The 18722-nt window shown below is 63.6% G+C and carries 11 protein-coding genes; 7 read left to right on the forward strand and 4 right to left on the reverse strand.

Translation table 11 applies throughout. The annotated features are described in order from the left end of the window. The first annotated feature begins 113 nt into the window (after nucleotides 1–113). Both IPV69_RS26655 and IPV69_RS26660 read left to right on the forward strand, forming a co-directional pair. Nucleotides 114–1847, forward strand: coding sequence for a DEAD/DEAH box helicase (locus IPV69_RS26655; protein ID WP_206292776.1), 1734 nt, complete (start codon nucleotides 114–116; stop codon nucleotides 1845–1847). A gap of 51 nt (nucleotides 1848–1898) precedes the next feature. Further along, nucleotides 1899–2795, forward strand: coding sequence for an amidohydrolase family protein (locus IPV69_RS26660; protein WP_206292777.1), 897 nt, complete (start codon nucleotides 1899–1901; stop codon nucleotides 2793–2795). Nucleotides 2796–2844: 49 nt separating this feature from the next. On the opposite strand, the gene IPV69_RS26665 is transcribed toward IPV69_RS26660, so the two are convergent. Beyond that, nucleotides 2845–4287 (reverse strand): DUF3863 domain-containing protein, encoded by a 1443-nt coding sequence (locus tag IPV69_RS26665; RefSeq protein ID WP_206292778.1) that lies wholly within the window; start codon nucleotides 4285–4287, stop codon nucleotides 2845–2847. Between the two features lie 90 nt (nucleotides 4288–4377). Beyond that, entirely contained in the window at nucleotides 4378–5604 is a 1227-nt protein-coding gene (locus IPV69_RS26670; protein ID WP_206292779.1) for a hypothetical protein, read from the reverse strand. Between the two features lie 881 nt (nucleotides 5605–6485). Here IPV69_RS26670 and fusA point away from each other — a divergent pair. From fusA to IPV69_RS26690, 4 genes are all read left to right on the forward strand, one after another. Next, nucleotides 6486–8678, forward strand: a complete 2193-nt coding sequence (gene fusA / locus IPV69_RS26675) for an elongation factor G (protein ID WP_206292780.1) — start codon at nucleotides 6486–6488, stop codon at nucleotides 8676–8678. Nucleotides 8679–8908: 230 nt separating this feature from the next. Next, nucleotides 8909–10378 carry an efflux RND transporter periplasmic adaptor subunit gene (locus IPV69_RS26680; RefSeq protein WP_206292781.1) on the forward strand — a complete coding sequence of 490 codons (1470 nt, stop codon included), beginning with the start codon at nucleotides 8909–8911 and terminating at the stop codon, nucleotides 10376–10378. Nucleotides 10379–10488: 110 nt separating this feature from the next. After that, nucleotides 10489–11652, forward strand: a complete 1164-nt coding sequence (locus tag IPV69_RS26685; protein ID WP_206292782.1) for a hypothetical protein — start codon at nucleotides 10489–10491, stop codon at nucleotides 11650–11652. A 75-nt stretch (nucleotides 11653–11727) separates the two neighbouring features. Then, entirely contained in the window at nucleotides 11728–14556 is a 2829-nt protein-coding gene (locus tag IPV69_RS26690; RefSeq protein ID WP_206292783.1) for a beta-propeller fold lactonase family protein, read from the forward strand. 12 nt (nucleotides 14557–14568) lie between these two features. On the opposite strand, the gene IPV69_RS26695 is transcribed toward IPV69_RS26690, so the two are convergent. Beyond that, the gene (locus IPV69_RS26695) at nucleotides 14569–15996 is read right to left on the reverse strand and encodes a DUF1501 domain-containing protein (RefSeq protein WP_206292784.1); all 1428 of its coding nucleotides are present in this window, start codon (nucleotides 15994–15996) and stop codon (nucleotides 14569–14571) included. A gap of 22 nt (nucleotides 15997–16018) precedes the next feature. Continuing rightward, a complete protein-coding gene (locus IPV69_RS26700) occupies nucleotides 16019–16942 on the reverse strand; it encodes an alpha/beta hydrolase (RefSeq protein ID WP_206292785.1) in 924 nt (307 codons plus the stop codon). A 139-nt stretch (nucleotides 16943–17081) separates the two neighbouring features. On the opposite strand from IPV69_RS26700, the gene IPV69_RS26705 reads away from it, so the two are divergent. Continuing rightward, complete coding sequence (locus tag IPV69_RS26705; RefSeq protein ID WP_206292786.1) at nucleotides 17082–18701, forward strand: hypothetical protein; 1620 nt, start codon at nucleotides 17082–17084, stop codon at nucleotides 18699–18701. Nucleotides 18702–18722: the final 21 nt, after the last annotated feature.

Here is an 18722-nt window from a genome sequence, read left to right on the forward strand (position 1 = left end):
CACCGACGTCGCTGCGGTGCGAACTGGCCGCGCATCCTGTAAAAGCTATCCACGAACCCCGAATCTGTCGGGACTTTTCGTGATGGGGTTGGCGGATCTAATGAAGGGCCGTGATGGCAGCCGATGTCGAGGAAGTCGTTGAATCTGGTGCAACCGACGGTTTTGGAGGTCTCGGCCTGGATGCCGGGCTGATCAAGACGTTGTCTGATCTCGGCTACGAAGAGCCGACACCGATCCAGCGAGAGACCATTCCGCCGTTGCTCGCCGGGCGCGATCTGATCGGGCAGGCCGCGACGGGTACCGGTAAGACGGCGGCGTTCGCGTTGCCGATCCTTCAGCGCATCGCCGCCGCGGGCAAGGACCGTCCGCGGCCGTCGGCGCTGGTGCTCGTGCCGACGCGCGAACTGGCGATGCAGGTCGCCGAGGCGATGCACAAGTACGGTAACCGGCTGAAGGTGACGACGATCCCGATCTACGGCGGGCACTCGTTCGGGCAGCAGGCGCAGGCGCTGCAGCGGGGCGTGGACGTGGTGGTGGCGACGCCGGGACGGGCGGTCGATCACATCGGTCGCAAGACGATGAACCTGAGCGGCATCTCGGTTCTGGCGCTGGACGAAGCCGACGAAATGCTGGACATGGGGTTCGCCGACGACCTGGAGACGATCCTGTCGGCGACGCCGGAAACGCGGCAGACGATCTTCTTTTCCGCGACGCTGCCGCCGCGCATCGCCGGGATGGCCAAGCGGTACCTGCGTGACCCGCTCCGCATCCACATCGAGCAGGAGAAGCCGACCAAGGGCATCGCGCCGAAGGTCCGCCAGACGGCGTACATCATTCCGCGCAGCCGCAAGCTGGAGGTGCTCGGCCGGGTGCTCGACATGGAAGACCCGCGGTCGGCGTTGATCTTCTGCCGCACGCGGACCGAGGTGGACAGCCTGACCGAACGGCTCAACGCGCACGGTTACCGGGCGCAGTCGCTGCACGGCGGCATCACGCAGGACCAGCGCAGCCGGGTCATCAAGCGACTGAAGGACGGCGCAATTGACCTGGTCGTTGCCACTGACGTGGCGGCGCGAGGCCTGGACATCGAGAACCTGGCGCTGGTGGTGAACTATGACGTGCCGGCCAACCCCGATGCGTACGTGCATCGCATCGGCCGCGTTGGCCGGGCGGGGCGCGAGGGTGTCGCGGTCACGCTGGTCGATCCGCGCGAGTCGCGCCTGCTGGGCCAGTTTGCGCGTCAGGCGGGTGGACGGATCGAAACGGCGCTGGTGCCGACCGTCACCGATCTGCGGGCCAAGCGACTGGAGCTGACCCGCGCCGCGATTCGCGAAGCGATTCTCGCCGGCGGGCTCGACCGGTATCGCGTGGCCGTCGAATCGCTGGCGCAGGAGCACGATCTGATGACGGTTGCGCTGGCGTGTGTGAAGCTTGCCCACAAGGCGGCCGGCGGCGACCGGGACGACGGCGAGGACGGCGACCCGTCCCGGCCTTCCGGCCCGACCGGCGGCAAATCCGGCGGCGCGAAGCCCGCCAGCGCTCGCACGACCGCGGCCAGCCCCGGCAGTGCCGCACCCGTTGAGGAAGAACCGGCGGCGGCGATGTCGCGGCTGTATGTCGGTGTCGGCCGAACCGACGGCATCCTGCCGCAGCACATTATCGCGGCGATCACCGGGCTGACCGGCATCATGGGAGAGCAGATCGGCACCGTGGAAATCGCCGACCGCCATTCGGTCGTCGAAGTGCCCGAGTCGCTGGTCGAGAAAGTGATCTACGGCATGCGGAAGTGCCGCATCCGCGGCCGGAAGGCGGCGGTGCGGCGGTTCCTGGATAACCGCCAGCCTTGAGGCAAGACCACGGGGAAGCCAGTCCCCGATCGACCCAGGAGATTGTAGATCATGCGATTTCTACCCAACGCGATTCGGCTGACGCTGGCAGTATTCCTGGGGTTTGTCGCGTTTGGCGGCGGCGCGCCATCGGCCGAGCCGCCGGCCGCTGCCATCAAGTTCATTGATGTGCATGTCCACGCGCATCCCTGCACGCCCGGCGGACTGGACGTTGTGGCCGAATGGATGGCGCGGAACCAGATCGACCGCTGCATTGTCAGCCCGCTGAATCACAAGGGGTCCCGCGACTACACCGACGACGATCGAAAGACCATGCTCGCGAACTTTGCCCATTACAAGGGCAGGATCGATCGCATGTGCATCATCGACGCCGGCCAGGTGCAGACGGTCGATGAGGCGGTGAAGATTCTTCAGAAAGAGGTCGCCGACGGCGCGATTGCCTTCGGCGAGCACTACGGCGTGGGGCTGATGTTCGACGATCCGAAGAACATGCTGCTTTACGAGGCGTGCGAGAAGGTCGGCCTGCCGGTGATGTTCCACATCGACCAGAATAAGAACATGGTCGAGAAGGGCATGGAGCGGGTGGACAACGTCCTCAAGCGATTTCCCAAGTGCAGGCTGATTGCCCATGCCTACTGGTGGCGGCAGTTGAAGGACGCCGACCGTCAGCTCCAGCAGTTTCCGAACCTGTATGCCGACGTGTCGGGCACGGTGGTCCCCGACCTGCTGAGCCGCGATACCAAGTTTGCCCGCGAGTTCGTCATCCGTAACCAGGACAAACTGCTGTTCGGCACCGATGAGGGATGGTGGTCGTTCAAGAAAAACCCGTCGCCGTACAAGCACTACACCTTCTTCGAATCGCTCGATCTTCCCGCCGAGGTGCGCTACAAGGTCTATCGCGGCAACGCCGAGAAGCTGTTCGGGTGGAAGGGGGTGGAGAAGAAGTGAGCCGCGGCGGCGCTGGAGTCGAGCAGCGCACTGGTGTGTGCGGCGAGAACTACTTCAACAGGTCGGGGTAATGCCGCTTGATGAGTGCCTGTTCTTCGGCTGAAAGCGCCGACAAGGGCACCGGCTTGTCAGCGGGCCTTAGCCCCTTCTGGTTCAGTCGGTTCATCAGGCTCCAGTTGCGGACGTGCTTGCCCGGCTGCGGATCGGGCGGCTCTTGGGCCGGCAAGTCGTATCGCGTGAAATCAATGACGACCTCGGAGGCGTCGCGGCCGGCGTCCCCCAGCAATGCCAGGCGGAAGTCCTTGTTCATGAACCAGCGTATCTGCTTTTCGGGTTCAGACCCCGGGAACCCCGAGCCTCGCTTGACGAACTGGTAATCAAGTTTTTCGTTGTCCTTGAACTGCTGCCGCCAGAGTGTGCCGAACTCGCCGTGGGTGATGCACTTGGCTTCCGGCCAGCGGCGGCGGATTTCAGTGAGCCATTGCTCCAGGCCATCCATGCCGTTGCGGCCGCGATAGCCGTAGATCTTGCGACCTTCGACCAATGCCAGTTCCCAGATGCTGGTCACCCAGGCGAAGCCGTTTGCTTTGAAGCCGTCGTCGAAATGCGTGGCCGTGGTGGCGAGCATTTGTGCAAGGCCTTTTTCCGTTCCGTAGCCCAGGAGTGTCTCGATGGGCCCGACGCCGGCACGGCTCCTGAAGCCTCCGGTTTGCCCGGCGCGACGGGCGTTGAGGAAGTCCACGGTCCAGCCGTCGAGGTTGACGCAGTCGATCTTGTCTTCCTTGCCCTGAGCCGGTTTCAGGAAGTGTTCGCGCGACGGGTAGTAGGGGTAGGCGACGGAGCCGTCACCGTCGCCGTTGTCGACGGCGTGCTGGCTCCAGATGTTCCCCTGGCAGACGTGGATGCCTTCGGTTTCGGAGAGATAACGCAGGTTCTGGGCGGAGAGGAAGCCGGCGATCACGCAGCGAGGCCGATAGCCGTTGCCCACCATCTCCGACACGAGCCGAAGCCCGTCGTGCAGGTCACGATTCACCTGCTCGCGGGAGTTGTACATGTTCGCGAAGTATCCGGCCGGAAGAAAGGTGACCTCGTCGCCGAGTTGCTGGTGGTAGGAGACCACGAGCTTCCGCAGGGCCTGGTAGTCCGGCCGTTGGTCGTTCAACGCGAGCCAGGTGAAGGCCCAGGTGATCCTTGCCCCGGGCCAGGCGCGGGCGATGGTTTCGCGAAACAGCTTCGCCTCGGCGGGCGTGTGCAGGCTGGATTCATCCGGGCCATGAGCCGTTTCCCGGGTGACCTCGATCTGCCGGACCCGCACGACGGTGGCGAACGTGACGAACCGGTGCCCCATAAGGGTAAGCGGTGCGTCGGTTGCGGTTGGGGCGGCGGGTGCCGCAGGCACAGCGTTGTCGGTGCCGGTCTTGTGTTGCAGGGCACTGCAGGCCATGCCCACCAGGAGAACGCCAAAAGCCGTCGCCGCGAGCAGTCTCTTCATAGCAGGAGCCTGTCTTTGTCGTAGATGCCAGACTTTGTTGAACGGGGTGACGGGCGACATCGCCGAGGATGGCGACGCAGTTTCGGCGGCCTATGGCTTGGCGTCGCCGTTGGCGGCTTTTTCGCGGGCTCGGGCCTTGGCCTTGATGTCTTCGTTGGCCTGCTTCAGCCGCTGTGGCCACTCGAAGGTGGGGGCCTTGGAAGGGTCGTAGCCTTCCATGTGGCCAACGAGACGGGTGGCAGGCTTGCTGTACTTCAGTTCGGTGTCGCCGAAGACTTCGCGGCACATCGCGGCAAGGCCGGGGTCGTATTCGATCAGCTGTGAGCGCAGATGGACGTGGTTGTGGTCGTGGTCGTTTACGCGGTTGTCGTCGAACCAGGATTGCACGCCCTCGGCGAAATACTCGCTGTGGTTCACCGAGGCGTATTTGCCTTTCCAGAGGCCGGCTTTCATCGCGGCGTCGTAGGTCGCCTTGAGGCGTGTGTCGAAGGTGGGATCGACATTGAGCATGCCGCGGAGGTGAATGTTATGGGCAAACTCGTGGATGAGAATGCACTCTTTGACATACGGGTCGCCCGGGTAGCCAAGCACGTTTTCCTCGGCGACGGTGCAGTAAGGATCGGTCTCGCTGCCGCCGAGGCCGCGGGCGCGGGCGTCCCAGTAGTCCTTCGGGTCGATCTTGCTGAAGCCGGGTACCCTTGCGGTGGCCATGCGGGCGAATTCCGGCAGGTCGGTGGTGTATTCGTTGTGGGCCATGACGCACATGCGTGCGCCGCTCTTGATCATCGCGTCGCGCACGTCGGGGCGCTTGGCGAGCATAATGTCCACGAGGTAGGCGGCTTCCTTGAGTGCGTAGGGGTTCACCTTTGCAGAAGCGACGATGGGGAACCCGTTGGCGCTGACCTGCTGGGTATAGAACGCGGGAACGCCGTCGCGGCCCTTGGGATCGAAGCGGAACCCCTGCACCGGCACCAGGCTGGTCACGGCGGCTTCCGACTTGTCCTCACGCCCGACGACGACGAATCGATGACCGATTTCGGTCGAGATGATCGTGTTCTTGCCGGGCGAGACCGACCCGTTGGCCACTCGGTCGTTGTCGGACCGAAGCCAGAAGATGTCGATGGGCTGCGGGCTGCCGTTGATGATCTGCAGCTTCGGGCGTCGGGCGTCGGGGGCATCGGCGGCAGAGGCGGCGGGCATTGTGGCAGCGGCGAAAGCCAGCAAGAGGAACCGGAAAACCCATTTGGCGCTAACGGCGCGGGCTGCCAGGCGGTGCGAGCCGGGGAAACGGGGCGACAGGGCAGGCGGGGATATCATGGATTTGGCTCGCTTCTTGAAGGGCGTGCATTAAGCAGTCACGGCGGTGGCGATTCCGTGCTCGCCGTACGCCCGAGGTCGGCGGGACCGGCAGCCCAGTGTAACTCATTTGCAGGGAATCGCTTCCAGTTGTACGTCCGACGCGGTTTGACGTCCGGCTTCTTCGCACTTGGGCGCGGGATCGCGACGGTCGGGGCTGCGTTCGCGGATATCCTGCCGATCGTCGTCCTCGAAAACAAGGAGTGCCCGGTGTATCGCCATCCTCTCCCGCTTGACGGGTTCGGCCGGTTGCCGGTACATTCTCTCCCCTCATCGTCTGCGTACATGGGCCGGAATCCGCCGATCGGTTGCCAAACAAGACCGGGCCGATCGACGTACCAGCGATGCGTTCCAACAAGGAGTGGCCGTGAAGAACGATCTTCGTTCGTAACGGCTCCGACTGACTCCAAGCCCCTGCAAGGGTCAGTCCGCGGAGCCGACGGACCTTTGCAATCATCGTGGCGGATCGAGCGAAGACGGGTTTACCCCCAGTAAGCACGTCTGACGGCTGGTTCCGCCGGGAGCTTCGGAGCAACCCCGCCTGAAGCTCACCCATCGAAGGTGGGTTATTCCACCGAACAGTTCAGAGCAGTTCCTGACGATTCCGCGGCTTTGGATGGTGGATCGCAGATTCGAAATCTCAGATTTGAGATTTCCGATTTGAGATCCGAATCCGAAATGTCGGAGCTTCAGGCACCGAAGTGTGGAAACGACGGGTCCTTCGCCAGTGCCGGTGTACGCGGCGTAAACAGGCGAAGGGATCGAGTCTCTGACACTCGGGAACGAGGACACTTGGCCGGCGTCACATTCAACACCGCCGGCCGGAATTGAAGAGAGCTTTTATGTCACGCGACCTCACCAAGATCCGCAATATCGGTATTGCCGCCCACATCGACGCCGGTAAGACGACCACGTCCGAACGAATCCTGTATTACACGGGCCGCGTTCACAAGATCGGCGAAGTGCACGAAGGCACCGCCGTCATGGACTTCGATCCCGAAGAACAGAAGCGCGGCATCACGATCAACAGCGCCGCGACGTTCTGCGAATGGAGCCGCGGCAACTGGGTCACCAAGACGCCGCCGACCGCGGACCAGCTGTACAACATCAACCTGATCGACACGCCGGGCCACGTCGACTTCACTGCCGAAGTCGAACGCTCCCTGCGCGTGCTCGACGGCGCTGTCGCTGTCTTCGACGGTAAGGAAGGCGTCGAAGCCCAGTCGGAAACCGTTTGGCGTCAGGCGACTAAGTACAATGTGCCCCGTATCTGTTTCGTCAATAAGATGGACAAGGTCGGCGCGGACTATGAGTACTGCTACCAGACGATCCTGGATCGCCTGGGCGCTCCGGCGATCCCGGTCGTGGTCCCACTTGGCAAAGCCGACACCTTCCGCGGCGTCATCGACCTGATCAGCAAGATCGTCTATCAACCGGAAAAATACGGCGACGACAAGGACAAGGGCCAGACCGTCACGATGAAGTCGGTGGACAGCCTGGAAGGCGTTGACAAGGAAAACTACGAGCGATACCGCTCGATCATGCTCGAGAAGGTCGCCGAACTGGATGACGCCCTGGCCGAAAAGTACCTGGAAGACCCTGAATCACTGACGGAAAAGGAAATCCGCGCTGCTCTGCGAAAGGGCACGATCGATTTTAAGGCCCATCCGCTGTTCTGTGGATCGGCTTACCAGTACGTCGGCGTGCAGCAGGTTCTGGACGGCGTCATCGACTTCCTGCCGGCGCCGACCGACATCTCGGAAGTCAAAGGCCACGACCTCAAGGACCATGAAAAGGAAATCGTCCGCAAGCTGGTGCCGGAAGAGCCGTTCTGCGGGCTGGCGTTCAAGATCGTCGACGACAAGTTCGGCACGCTGACCTACGTTCGTGTGTACTCGGGCGTCCTCGAGCAGGGCACCCGCGTGCTGAACGCGAATAAGAACAGCAAGGAAAACATCAGCCGTATGTTCCAGATGTCGGCCAACGACCGTATTCCGCGCGATCGCGCGGAAGCCGGTGACATCGTGGCCGTCATCGGCGTTCAGGAAGCCATGACCGGCGACACCCTGTGCGACCTCGACGACCCGATCATCCTGGAACGCCCGACGTTCCCGGAACCGGTCATCAGCATGTCGATCGAGCCCAAGGCGGCCGCCGACAAGGACAAGCTCAGTCAGGCGCTGACAAACCTGCGTCGCCAGGACCCGACGTTCCAGGCGAGCTACAACAAGGAAACCGGCGAGACCATCATCGCCGGCATGGGCGAGCTGCATCTTGAAATCATCAAGCTACGTCTGACGCGCGACTACAAGGTCGAAGTCGTCGTCGGCAAGCCCAAGGTCAGCTACCGTGAGTGCATCACCGGCAAGGCCAAGGACATCCGCGGCGTTCACAAGAAGCAGTCGGGTGGTCGTGGTCAGTTCGGCGATTGCTGGATTAGCGTCGAGCCGTTCGACGGCAACGGCCCCGACGGCAAGCCGCTCGAAGCCGACGTGCTCAAGAAGCTCAAGTGGGAAGACGGCGTCGCGTTCGAGAACAAGATCGTCGGCGGCACGATTCCCAAGGAGTTCATCCCGTCGGTGGAATACGGGATCCGCACCACCTGCAAGACGGGTGTGCTCGCCGGCTTCCCGCTGATCAACCTCAAGGTCACGCTGACCGACGGCAGCTACCACGACGTCGACTCGAGCCAGATCGCGTTCGAACTGGCCGGCCGACTGGCGATCATCGACGCGGCCAAGGCGGCGGGTCTCTCGCTGCTGGAGCCGATCATGAAGCTGGTCGTCACGACGCCGAAGGACTTCGTCGGTAACGTCACCGGCGACCTGAACCGCCGCCGCGGCCTGATCCTGGACAGCCAGGAGCGCGCCAACGCGGTCATGATCGAAGCCGAAGTGCCGCTGAGCGAAATGTTCGGCTACACGACGGAACTGCGTTCGATGTCCACCGGTCGCGCCGCCGCGGCGATGGAGCCGTTGAAGTACGCGGTCGTTCCGACCAACGTGAAGAACGCGATCCTGGAAGAGAACAAGTAGGGTCCGCCTTGGCGGACGCGAAAGCGGGATAGCACGAGAGAAGCTCGGTCGAAAGACCGGGCTTCTTTCTTTGTCGGAGCGACGATCCACGTTCGACTTCGACTTTCAACAATCCCGGCCAAACGCCGGCTGAGTCCGATTTCCCTTGACCCAACCTCCTGCGTCGGTTGCACTAAGGTCGCGTTAGAACGCCGGCCCCGCTGGCGTCTGCACCTTCGGAGAAACATCGCATGATCCGCAATCCCGTTCGAGTCGCGTTGTCGGCTGCCATCGCCGCAGCGCTGTTGGGTTCGTCTTGCCCGTCTTTCGCGCAGTCCGACCCCAAGGCCGCCGAGACCAAACCGGCTGAGGTCAAACCCGATGCCAAACCGGGCACGCCCGAGTTCGTCAAGGTCGTTAAAGGCGATCTGGCGTTGGAAGTGCGCGCCGAGGCCCCGTTTCAGCCGATCGACCCGTTCGAGGTCAAGACCGATTTCAAGGCTTACACCGGTCCGCTGACCATCTCGACGATCGTGGAACAGGGAACGCTGGTCCGGAAAGATCAGTCGCTGATCACGTTCGACCGAACCTTCATCGACTGGGCGGTGCTGGGCGCGACGAACGAACTGGCTGCTGCCAAAGCCGCGCAGACCAAGGCCGAGATCGACGCCAGGCTCGCCGAGGAATCCGACAAGCTCACGCTCCGCCAGACGGAGGATGCGCTCAAGAATGTCGAGGCGGGTAAGAAGTGGTTCGAGGAAGTGGACGGCCCGCAGATGCTGCTGATGGCCGACCTGAACGTGAAGCAGGCGCAGAACTCGGTCGACGATCAGACTGATGAACTGGACCAACTCAAGAAGATGTACGCCGGCGAAGAGCTGACCACCGCGACCGCCGACATCGTCGTCCGCCGGGCCATCCGGTCACTGGAACAGGCGAAGGTCGTCCTGAAGATCCAGCAGGAACGGTCGGACAAGACCAAGACGTTCGACTATCCGGTGCAGCGGCAGCGGGTCCTGGATATCGTCGTCCAGGCCAAGTCGTCACTGGAAGCATTGAAGGCGACGCAGGCGCAAACTGCCGTCGCCCGGGCGGCGGGGCTACAGAATGCCCGAACGCTTGTCGAACAGGCTGAAAAGAAACTCGCCGACATCAAATCCGATTCGGCCCAGTTCCAGATCAAGTCGCCGGGCGATGGCGTGGTCGCCTACGGCGCGATGGTGGACGGCGTGCTGACCGGCGGCGACCCCAAGGCGTACCAGGTGGGCGACAAGCTCGCCGCCGGGTCGGTGATCATGCGGGTGTATCAGCCGGGCAAGCTTCGGCTGTCGATCAACCTGCCCGAATCCCAGGCGTTCTGGGTTGAGAAGGGCGACAAGGCCCGCATCACGCCCGCGAGCCTGCCGCAGACCAGCTACACCGCCGAGACATCGTCGGTCGAGTTGCAGACCCGGGCCCAGGGCATGGGCTTCGTCACCACAATCGACCTGGAGAACGTAGACGCCCGCCTGATTCCGGGCATGAAGGCGACCGTGGTCATCGACGCAGGTAAGGTGAAGGACGCGTTGCTGCTCCCCCTGTCGTCGGTCGTGGGCGGCAAGGTGAAGGTGAAGCAGGCGAGCGACAAGATCGTCGAGAAGGCGGTCAAGGTCGGCAAGACCGACGGGAAGATGGTGCAGATCCTGTCGGGGCTGAGTGAAGGGGACGAAGTGGTGAAGTAAGGACGTCCCACTTTTAGCGCCACCCCTTCGGGGATGGCGCTAAAAGATGGAACTTGCGCGGGGATGAACGATGTGAGTTGATGACCTGTAATGCTGCGAAAGGTTGTTGGATGCGCTGCCTGCTTTCCCTGCTCGCGATTCTCGCTCTACCCGGCGCTCTGAGCGCCGGGCCGGCAACCCGAACCTCTGATCTCCCCACCACGCAGCCCGCGACTCAACCCGCCGAGCGTCGCAGCAGCATTGATGCTTCGATTCGCGACGGGGTGAAGTTCATCGTCGGTTCGCAGAACAAGGATGGCTCGTGGGGCACCGGCCGCGAGACGCGCGGGTTTGAAGTGATGGCGAGCGTGCCGGGGTCGCTCAAGTCGTTCCAGGTCGCGACAACCGCGCTATGCGTCATGGCGCTGCGCGAGGTGAACGCCGCCGGCGACTACCCCGGTGCCCGCGAAGCGCATCGCAAGGGGTTGGAGTTTCTGGTCAATAACGCCGACATCCGTCGCGACGACGGTGCGCTGCTCTACAACACCTGGGCGCACACCTATGGCCTGCAATGCCTGGCGATCGAGATGCGGCACAGCAACGATCCGCGGATCAAGAAGGCCGCCGAGCTGCACATCCGCCGTCTGAGCGGCTACGAGACCGTCATGGGCGGGTGGAACTATTACGACTTCGTCGCCCAGACGCAGACGCCGTCGATGGGGCCGACCAGTTTCGGCACGTCTGCTGCGCTGGTGGCGCTGTTCGAGGCGAAGGAGTCGGGCCTGGAGATCCCCAAGAACATGGTGGAAAAATCGGTCAAGCGACTGGCCGAGATGAAGCTGCCGAACAACGCGTTCCTCTACAGCGCCGACCTGAAGTACCGCCCGCGGATGGCGGCAAACCTGCCCAAGGGGTCGGTCGGTCGAACGCAGTCGGGTAACTACGCCCTGTGGATTTGGAACGCGGCCAACCTCAACGCCAAGGCGGCCGGCGAGAGCCTTGAGTTCTTCATCAAGGACCACGATTACATCCAGATGGGCCAGAAGCGGCAGTACCCGCACGAAAGCTGGTATCAGACCGCGCCATATTATTATTACTTTGGCCACTACTACGCCGCCCGGCTGATTGAGAAAATGGGCCCCGAAGGCAAGAAGGCGTACGGTGCCAAACTCGCCGACATCGGGATCCTTCCCTATCAGCTGAAGGACGGGTCCTGGTGGGACTTTGCGATGTGGGATTTCCACAAGCCCTACGGGACGGCGTTCGCGGTGATGACCTTGCTGCGGTGCGAATAAACGTCCGTCGGATCGCCGGCTGGCGACACCTCTCTTGAACCTGTGACTCGTGTTCGTCGACAACGGAGTTTTGCGATGAGATCTCGATTTCGAATCGTGACGGGCGCTCTCGGTCTCTGCAGCGCGGCGATGGTGGGCGGATGCCAGATCGATGCCCCACCGGCCGCCACCAACTCCGCCACCGGCAAGTCGGTCGCGCCGCTGGTCACCGGCCGATCGATCGATCCTTCGATCGCGCAGTCGTCTCAGAATGTCGGCAGTATGCCCGTCAATCTGGTCCTCAGTCCTGACGGCCAGTACGCGATCACGACCGGCGCCGGCAACAAGGAATACCTCTGCGCCACCCGTGTGAGCGACGGGAAGCAGACCGGGAAGATCGAATATCGAACCTCCGCCATCAGCAAGGCGAACGGGCTGTACTACGGGCTGGTTTTCGGCCCCGACGGGAAGATCTACGCCGCCCAGGGCGCAGCGGGCAAGGTGGACGTCGTCACGCTCAACGCCGATGGCTCGCTAAAGCGCGACCGGGAGATTGAAACCGGCAAGACCGACTTCCCGGCGGGCCTGGCGATCGACGGCAAGGGCCGGCTCTACGTGACGCACAATGACCCGACGCACGGCAAGGGTGAAACGTTTGGCACGCCGGCGTCGGTTTCGGTGCACGATGCCGCGACCGGTAAATCGCTCGGCCGATACACCTTCAAAGACGACCTGGGGCTGTCCAACTTCCCGTTGGCCGTCGCCGTCAACTCCGACGGCAGCCGCCTCTACGTCGCCAGCGAGCGCGACGACGCGGTGTACGTGCTTAACGCGTCAGACCCCGCGGACATCAAGCTGCATACGACACTGACAACCGGCACCCAGCCGATGGGCTTGCTGCTGAACAAGACGCAGAGCCGATTGTTCGTCGCCAATGCCCACAGCGACACGATCTCGGTCATCGACACCGCGGCGGACAAGGTGATCCACACGATCCTGGTGCGACCGCAGGTGGCCAAGGATCTCGCCGGCGCGACGCCGCTGGGGTTGGCGCTCTCGCCGAGCGAGAAGTTCCTGTACGCCGCACTCGGCGACATGAACGCGATCGCCGTGATCGACATCGCCGATTCGGCCGGTCCGGAACTGGAAGGATACATTCCCGCCGGCTGGTATCCGACGGCGGTCGCGGTGGCCGGGCAGACGCTGCTGGTCACCAACGCCAAGGGAGACGCCGCCCGCATTCCGCACAACTTCTCCGGTGCCGGGAAGTCGGTCGGGTCGCCCCTGACACTCTACGACGGCTCGCTCTGGCGGTTGCCCGTGCCGGGCAAGGCGGATCTCAAGAAACTGACCGAGACCTGCCTCGAGAACGCCCGCCTGACGCCGATGTACCTGAACAACCAGAACCCACTGAAAGCGATCTCGAAACAGGCGGGTGGCATTGAGCACGTCATCTACATCGTCAAGGAGAACCGGACGTACGACCATGTGCTCGGCGACCTGCCGCAGGGCAACGGCGACCCGGAGCGGTGTGTGTTCCCGCGCGCCGTCACGCCGAACCTTCACGCGCTCGCCGAGCGGTTCATCCTGCTCGACAACTTCTACGATTCCGGCGAAGTCTCGGGCGACGGCTGGACCTGGAGCACCCAGGCCCACGCCAACCAGTACACCATCCGCAATGTGCCCTATCAGTACAGCGGTCGCGGCAGGGTCTTCGATTACGAAGGCGACAACAACGGCTATCCCACCGGCGGATTCCCGGCCAAGGGACTGGACGGCAAACCCCTCTCCGACGACCCGCGATTCAAGGATGGCGCCAAGCCCATCCGTGATGTCGCCGCCTCGCCCGGCGGGCACCTCTGGGACCTGGCACGAGCCAACAACCTGACCTACCGCAACTACGGCTTCTTCGTCGGCAGCGGCTCGAAGAAGGGGGACAAGGTCGTCATCCCCGACAACTACCCCAACAGCACCGGACTTCAGCCGGGCGGGCGCGATCTGGCGGGCGTCACCAACATCGACTTCCGCCGGTTCGACATGAACTACCCCGACAGCGACGCCCCCAGCCGATACGCCGCCGAGAAAAGCGATCCCTCGTACCTCTGGCCGACCAAGGCTTTCGGCCAGTCGGTCGCGCCCAGCCGGTTCAGCGAGTGGAAGCGCGAGTTCGACCTGATGCTCGCCAAAGACCCGACAGGCGCGGCGGTGCCCAACCTGATGACCGTTCGGTTCTGCACCGACCACACCGCCGGTGCCAACCCCGGCCACCCGACACCCCGTTGCATGGTCGCCGACAACGACTATGCCGTCGGCCAGCTCGTCGAGGCCGTCAGCAAGAGCCCGATCTGGAAGAAGTGCGCGATTGTCATCATCGAGGACGACGCGCAGAACGGACCGGACCATGTCGACGCCCACCGGTCGATCTGTTTCGTCGTCAGTCCCTGGATGAAGCGGGCAGCCGTCGATCATTCGTTCCAGAACACGGTCAGCGCGATCCGCACGATCGAGTGCCTGCTGGGCCTGCCGCCGATGTGCCAGTACGACGCGGCGAGTGGCGTAATCGGCGGATGGGACGATGCGCCGCGCAACGACGAGCCGTTCGTCGCGATCGCGCCGAGCCACGACATCATGAAGGAGCGGAACGGCAAGAAGAACACACCCAGTCCCATCAGCCCCGAACAGCCCGCCGCGCCGAAGCCGGCGACGCGTCCGGCCGGCGAGAAGGCCGAGGATCGCCCGCTGACCACGCAGGACGAGCTGGCAGCGGCATCGCTGGAGATGGACTTCAGTGTCGCCGACCGCGCCCCGGCCGACCTGCTGAACCGGGTGATCTGGAAAACGATCAAGGGCCTGGACGCCGAGATGCCCCCCACGCCGAAGGTGATCGCTGCCCAGGGGCAGAAGATCGACGACGATGACGACTGAAACAGGCGGCCTTCAGAACAGCTGAAGAAGCGGCCGGCCGTCGTCGAGCAGGTTGTAGGGCCGCCCCTGCATGTCGTAAGCGGTGAGGTCGTCAATCCCCATGGCGTGGTAGACGGTTTTGGTGACGTCTGCGGGGCTGATCGGCATCTCGGCGGGGTATTCGCCGTGGGCATCGGTACGGCCGTAGACCTGCCCGCCGCGCACACCGCCGCCGGCCATCAGCACGCTCATGCAGGCGGTCCAGTGATCGCGGCCCGCGCCGGATTTTCCGCCCGACCGCGGGTCGCCGATCTTCGGCTTGCGGCCCATCTCGCTCGTCACCAGTACGAGCGTGTCGTCGAGCAGCCCTTTTTGCGCGAGGTCTTCGATCAGCGCCGACAGGGCTCGATCGAACTCCCCCAGCAGATAGTCCTTCAGGCAGTTGAAGTTGTTGGCGTGGGTGTCCCAGCCGCCGGCGCTTTTGCACTTGCTGGCGATCGCTTCGTTTTCCTTCCAGAAGACGGTGACAAACGGCACGCCGGCTTCGACCAGTCGGCGGGCCATCAGCATGCTCGTGCCGTTGATCGTCTTGCCGTACCGCTCGCAGACCTCCGCCGGTTCGGAGGCAACATCAAATGCCCTGGTCGTGCTGCTGGACGAGAGAAGCGAGAAAGCCTTCTCGTGCTGAATGAGGTGATTGCGGACGGAAGCGTCGGTGTCGATACCGCGACGCAGGCCGTCGAGAGTGTTGAGCAGCGCCTGCCGATCGGTCATTCGGGCGGGCGTGATGGAGGCGTCGAGCGTCAGCGCCGGCGCGCTGAACTGCAGCGGGGTCTCCATGCTGCCCGAGAGATAGAACGGATCGTGCTCCATGCCCAGCCGGCCGGCGAACTGGCCCGGCCGCGTGTAGGGCAGCTTGCTGGGCTTATGCGGCAGGGTGATGACCTTCGGAAGCTTCGGATGTGCCGGCCGCTTGCTGCCGACCACGCACCCCATGTACGGCCAGTCGGTCGGATAAGGCCTGCGATCGTTGCCCTGCTGCTTGAAGGTCTCGTCCGGGGCGTGACCGGTGAGGTTGTAGTAGTAGCCGGCGTGATGGTCGCCGGTTGCCTGACCGCCGTCGGTAACACCGTTGACCACCGCCAGGTGATGCGCCTGTTTCGCCAGCAGCGGCAGGTGCTCACAGAGTTGGATTTCAGGTGCTGAGGTGCGGGTGGGATCGAACTCGCCGCGGTACTCGGCCGGCGCGTCTGGCTTCATGTCCCACATGTCGATGTGAGATGCGCCGCCACAGAGAAAGAAAACGATGGTCGATTTGGCAGGCTTTTTACGCGCCGGCGACGGTGCCGCACCCGATGCACCCGATGCGGACGTTCCAAACCGCAGGCCGGCGAAGCCGACCGTTGACGCCGCGATGAATGCCCGGCGGCTCAGCTTGGCAGAGAACAGGGGAGCGGGCATTCTGTGTCTCCTGACAGGGCGGTTATCGCGCGACGGACTTCCCAGCCGGTGCGGCGACCTTCGCGGCAGGGGCGGCCGGTGATTTGAGCTGGCGGTCCAGGTACTCGATCGCGGCGGCCTCGGCTTTCTTGCCGTCGTCGCCCTTGAAGCCGTGGCCGGCGCCGTCGAGCGTGACGAGTTCGACCGGAACCTCGGCGGCGTTGAGCTTGTCGCGCATCCAGAGCGCCTGCTCGTAGTTAACGTACTTGTCTTCGGTGCCGTGGAGCAGCAACATCGGTGCGGCCCGCGGCGTCACCCAGTACAGCGGGCTGGCGTGAATATGGCGGGCACGTTCGTGCTCGACATCGCCGCCGAGGAACAGCGGCAGCACTTCAGCCGCATCGACACTCTTGCCGTAACTCTTGGTCAGGTCGCTGGGGCCGTAGTAGCTCACCACGCAGCGAACGCCAGGCGACGGGGCGTTCGGCGCGGCGTCGGGGGGATCAAACGCCCGGACGTCGCCGGTCACGCCCAGAAACAGCGCCAGGTGCCCACCGGCCGATCCGCCGAGCGCGGCGACTCTCTCGGGATCGATGCCATACTTGGCGGCGTTGGATTTGACCCACTGCACGGCGGCCTTCACGTCATGGACGGCGGCCGGGAACTGGTACTTCGGGGCCAGTCGGTAATCGATCGTGACGGCGACATACCCGCGGTCGGCGAGCTTCTTGCACAGGTCGTTGTAGCCCTTGCGGTCACCCGCGCGAAACCCGCCACCATGAATGCACACCACCGCCGGCAACTTCTCCCCGGCCTTCACCTCTCTCGGACGGGCGAGGTTGAGTTTCAGGTGCTGGTCGGCGGGATTGGCAAACTCTATCCCTTCTTCAAAAACGACCTCCGCCGCCGACGCCGACAACGCAAGCAGGAGGACGACAACACCACCAACGATTCGGGCAATAGACATGAAATGACCTCTCTCCCTTCCCGTTACCCGGGAACAGTCGCGGCGTTTACGAGAGAGCCTTCATCGCCGGCGGCAGGTACCATCGCACTGGCGCGACACCCGTACGCGATTGGCCAGGTCGACAGTGGGAGCCACTACGATGAATCCTGCACGTCTGCTCGCTCGATCCACGGTTCAGATGCTCGCGATTCTCACGGCGATGAGCTGTGCGCCGGTCGCGGGGGCCGCCGACCCGCAAGGCGCTTCGCTCGTCGATGAGACGACCTGTCAGACGCTGTTCGCCTTCGACCGGGTCTCGATTCCCTATTCGCAGAACCTCCGGTTGGAAATGCGATCGCCACAGAAGCATCCGGCCAATCCGGTGGTACCGCGCGGCGCGGCGGGTACACCCGATGCGCGGGGCGTACAGTTCTACGGCTCGGTCATCCGCGAGGGCGGGAAGTATCGCATGTGGTACGTCGCCGCGGACGACGACAGCGACAACAAGGTCGCTTCGGCCCGCTGGCGTCCGGCCTACGCCGAGAGCGACGACGGCGTGAAATGGGTCAAGCCGAACCTTGGCCTGGTGGAGTTTCAGGGCAACAAGAACAACAACCTGATCCTGATGGATCCGCCGCTGGGGACCGTGAACCTGAAGGTCCTCGCCGACCCGGAGGATCGGAACCCGGACCGCAGATACAAGATCTCCACGCACGTCTACTTTCGGCACAAATCGCGGCTCGGCACCCTCGCCCCGTACGCCAGTGCCGACGGGCTTCGATGGAAACTGCTGACCGATGCCAGGCCCGTCAAAGCCGAACTGGCGAAGGAGGACCTGGTTCTGCCGGGCGTTCACTTCGAGCCCTGCGGCGGTTTGTACAAGTGGGACGGCATGTATTTCATCTGCGGCCAGAACGCGCTGAATGCGACGAACCCCTATCACGGCCGCGTGTCGCGCACGTACCGCTCGGCGGACTTCGTTCACTGGCTGCCGACGAGCAATATTGCGTTCGTCCGCGAGCCGCAGCACCAGTTGCTGGGGGCAGGGCGAAGCCTGGAAGGCGAGCAGAACCACGAGGGCATCAGTGTATGGAATCGGCGTAACGTGCTGCTTGGCGTGTGCGGGCTGTGGCACGGCGCGAAGGAATGGAAGGACATCTCCGTCGATCTGGGCTTTCTCGTCAGCAATGACGGACTCGACTTCCGCCAGCCCGTTAACGAATCGGTCTTCTTAAAGCGCGGCGATGACGGCGCGTGGGACCAAGGCGGCGTTCTGCAGGGCCAGGGCTTCGAGAATGTCGGCGAAAAGACGTACATCTATTACGGGGCGTGGGATCCCCGGCAGACGGGTCAGAAAGACCCGAATCGCGGCGGCGTGGGCATTGCCATGCTGCCGCGCGACCGTTTCGGCGACCTTGTGGTCGAGGAAGCGGGTAAGGGACCCGGAGCATACCAGTTGCCGATCATTCAGAGCGAGTTCACAACCGCAGCGATCTCGCTAAAGCCGAACGTGCCGTATCGCTTCCTCATCAACGCCGACGGCTTGGGTGCTGAAGCGGCGCTGCGAATCGAACTGCTCGGCAAGGACGAGAAACCGCTGCCCGGGTTTGCGGGCACGAACGCCGCGTGGGTCCGCCAAAGTGGATTCCAGACGCCGATCGTGTGGGGCGAAAGCGGCGACGTCCGCGGCCTGCCGGAACAGGTGAGGCTCCGCGTGAGTTTCGAAGGCAAGCGGAATACGGAGATTCGCTTCAGCGCGTTGTACGTGGCGGGGGGATGACAGCCTTGTGGCGGGGCGTCT

It is taken from the genome of Humisphaera borealis (assembly GCF_015169395.1).
GTDB classification, from domain to species: domain Bacteria; phylum Planctomycetota; class Phycisphaerae; order Tepidisphaerales; family Tepidisphaeraceae; genus Humisphaera; species Humisphaera borealis.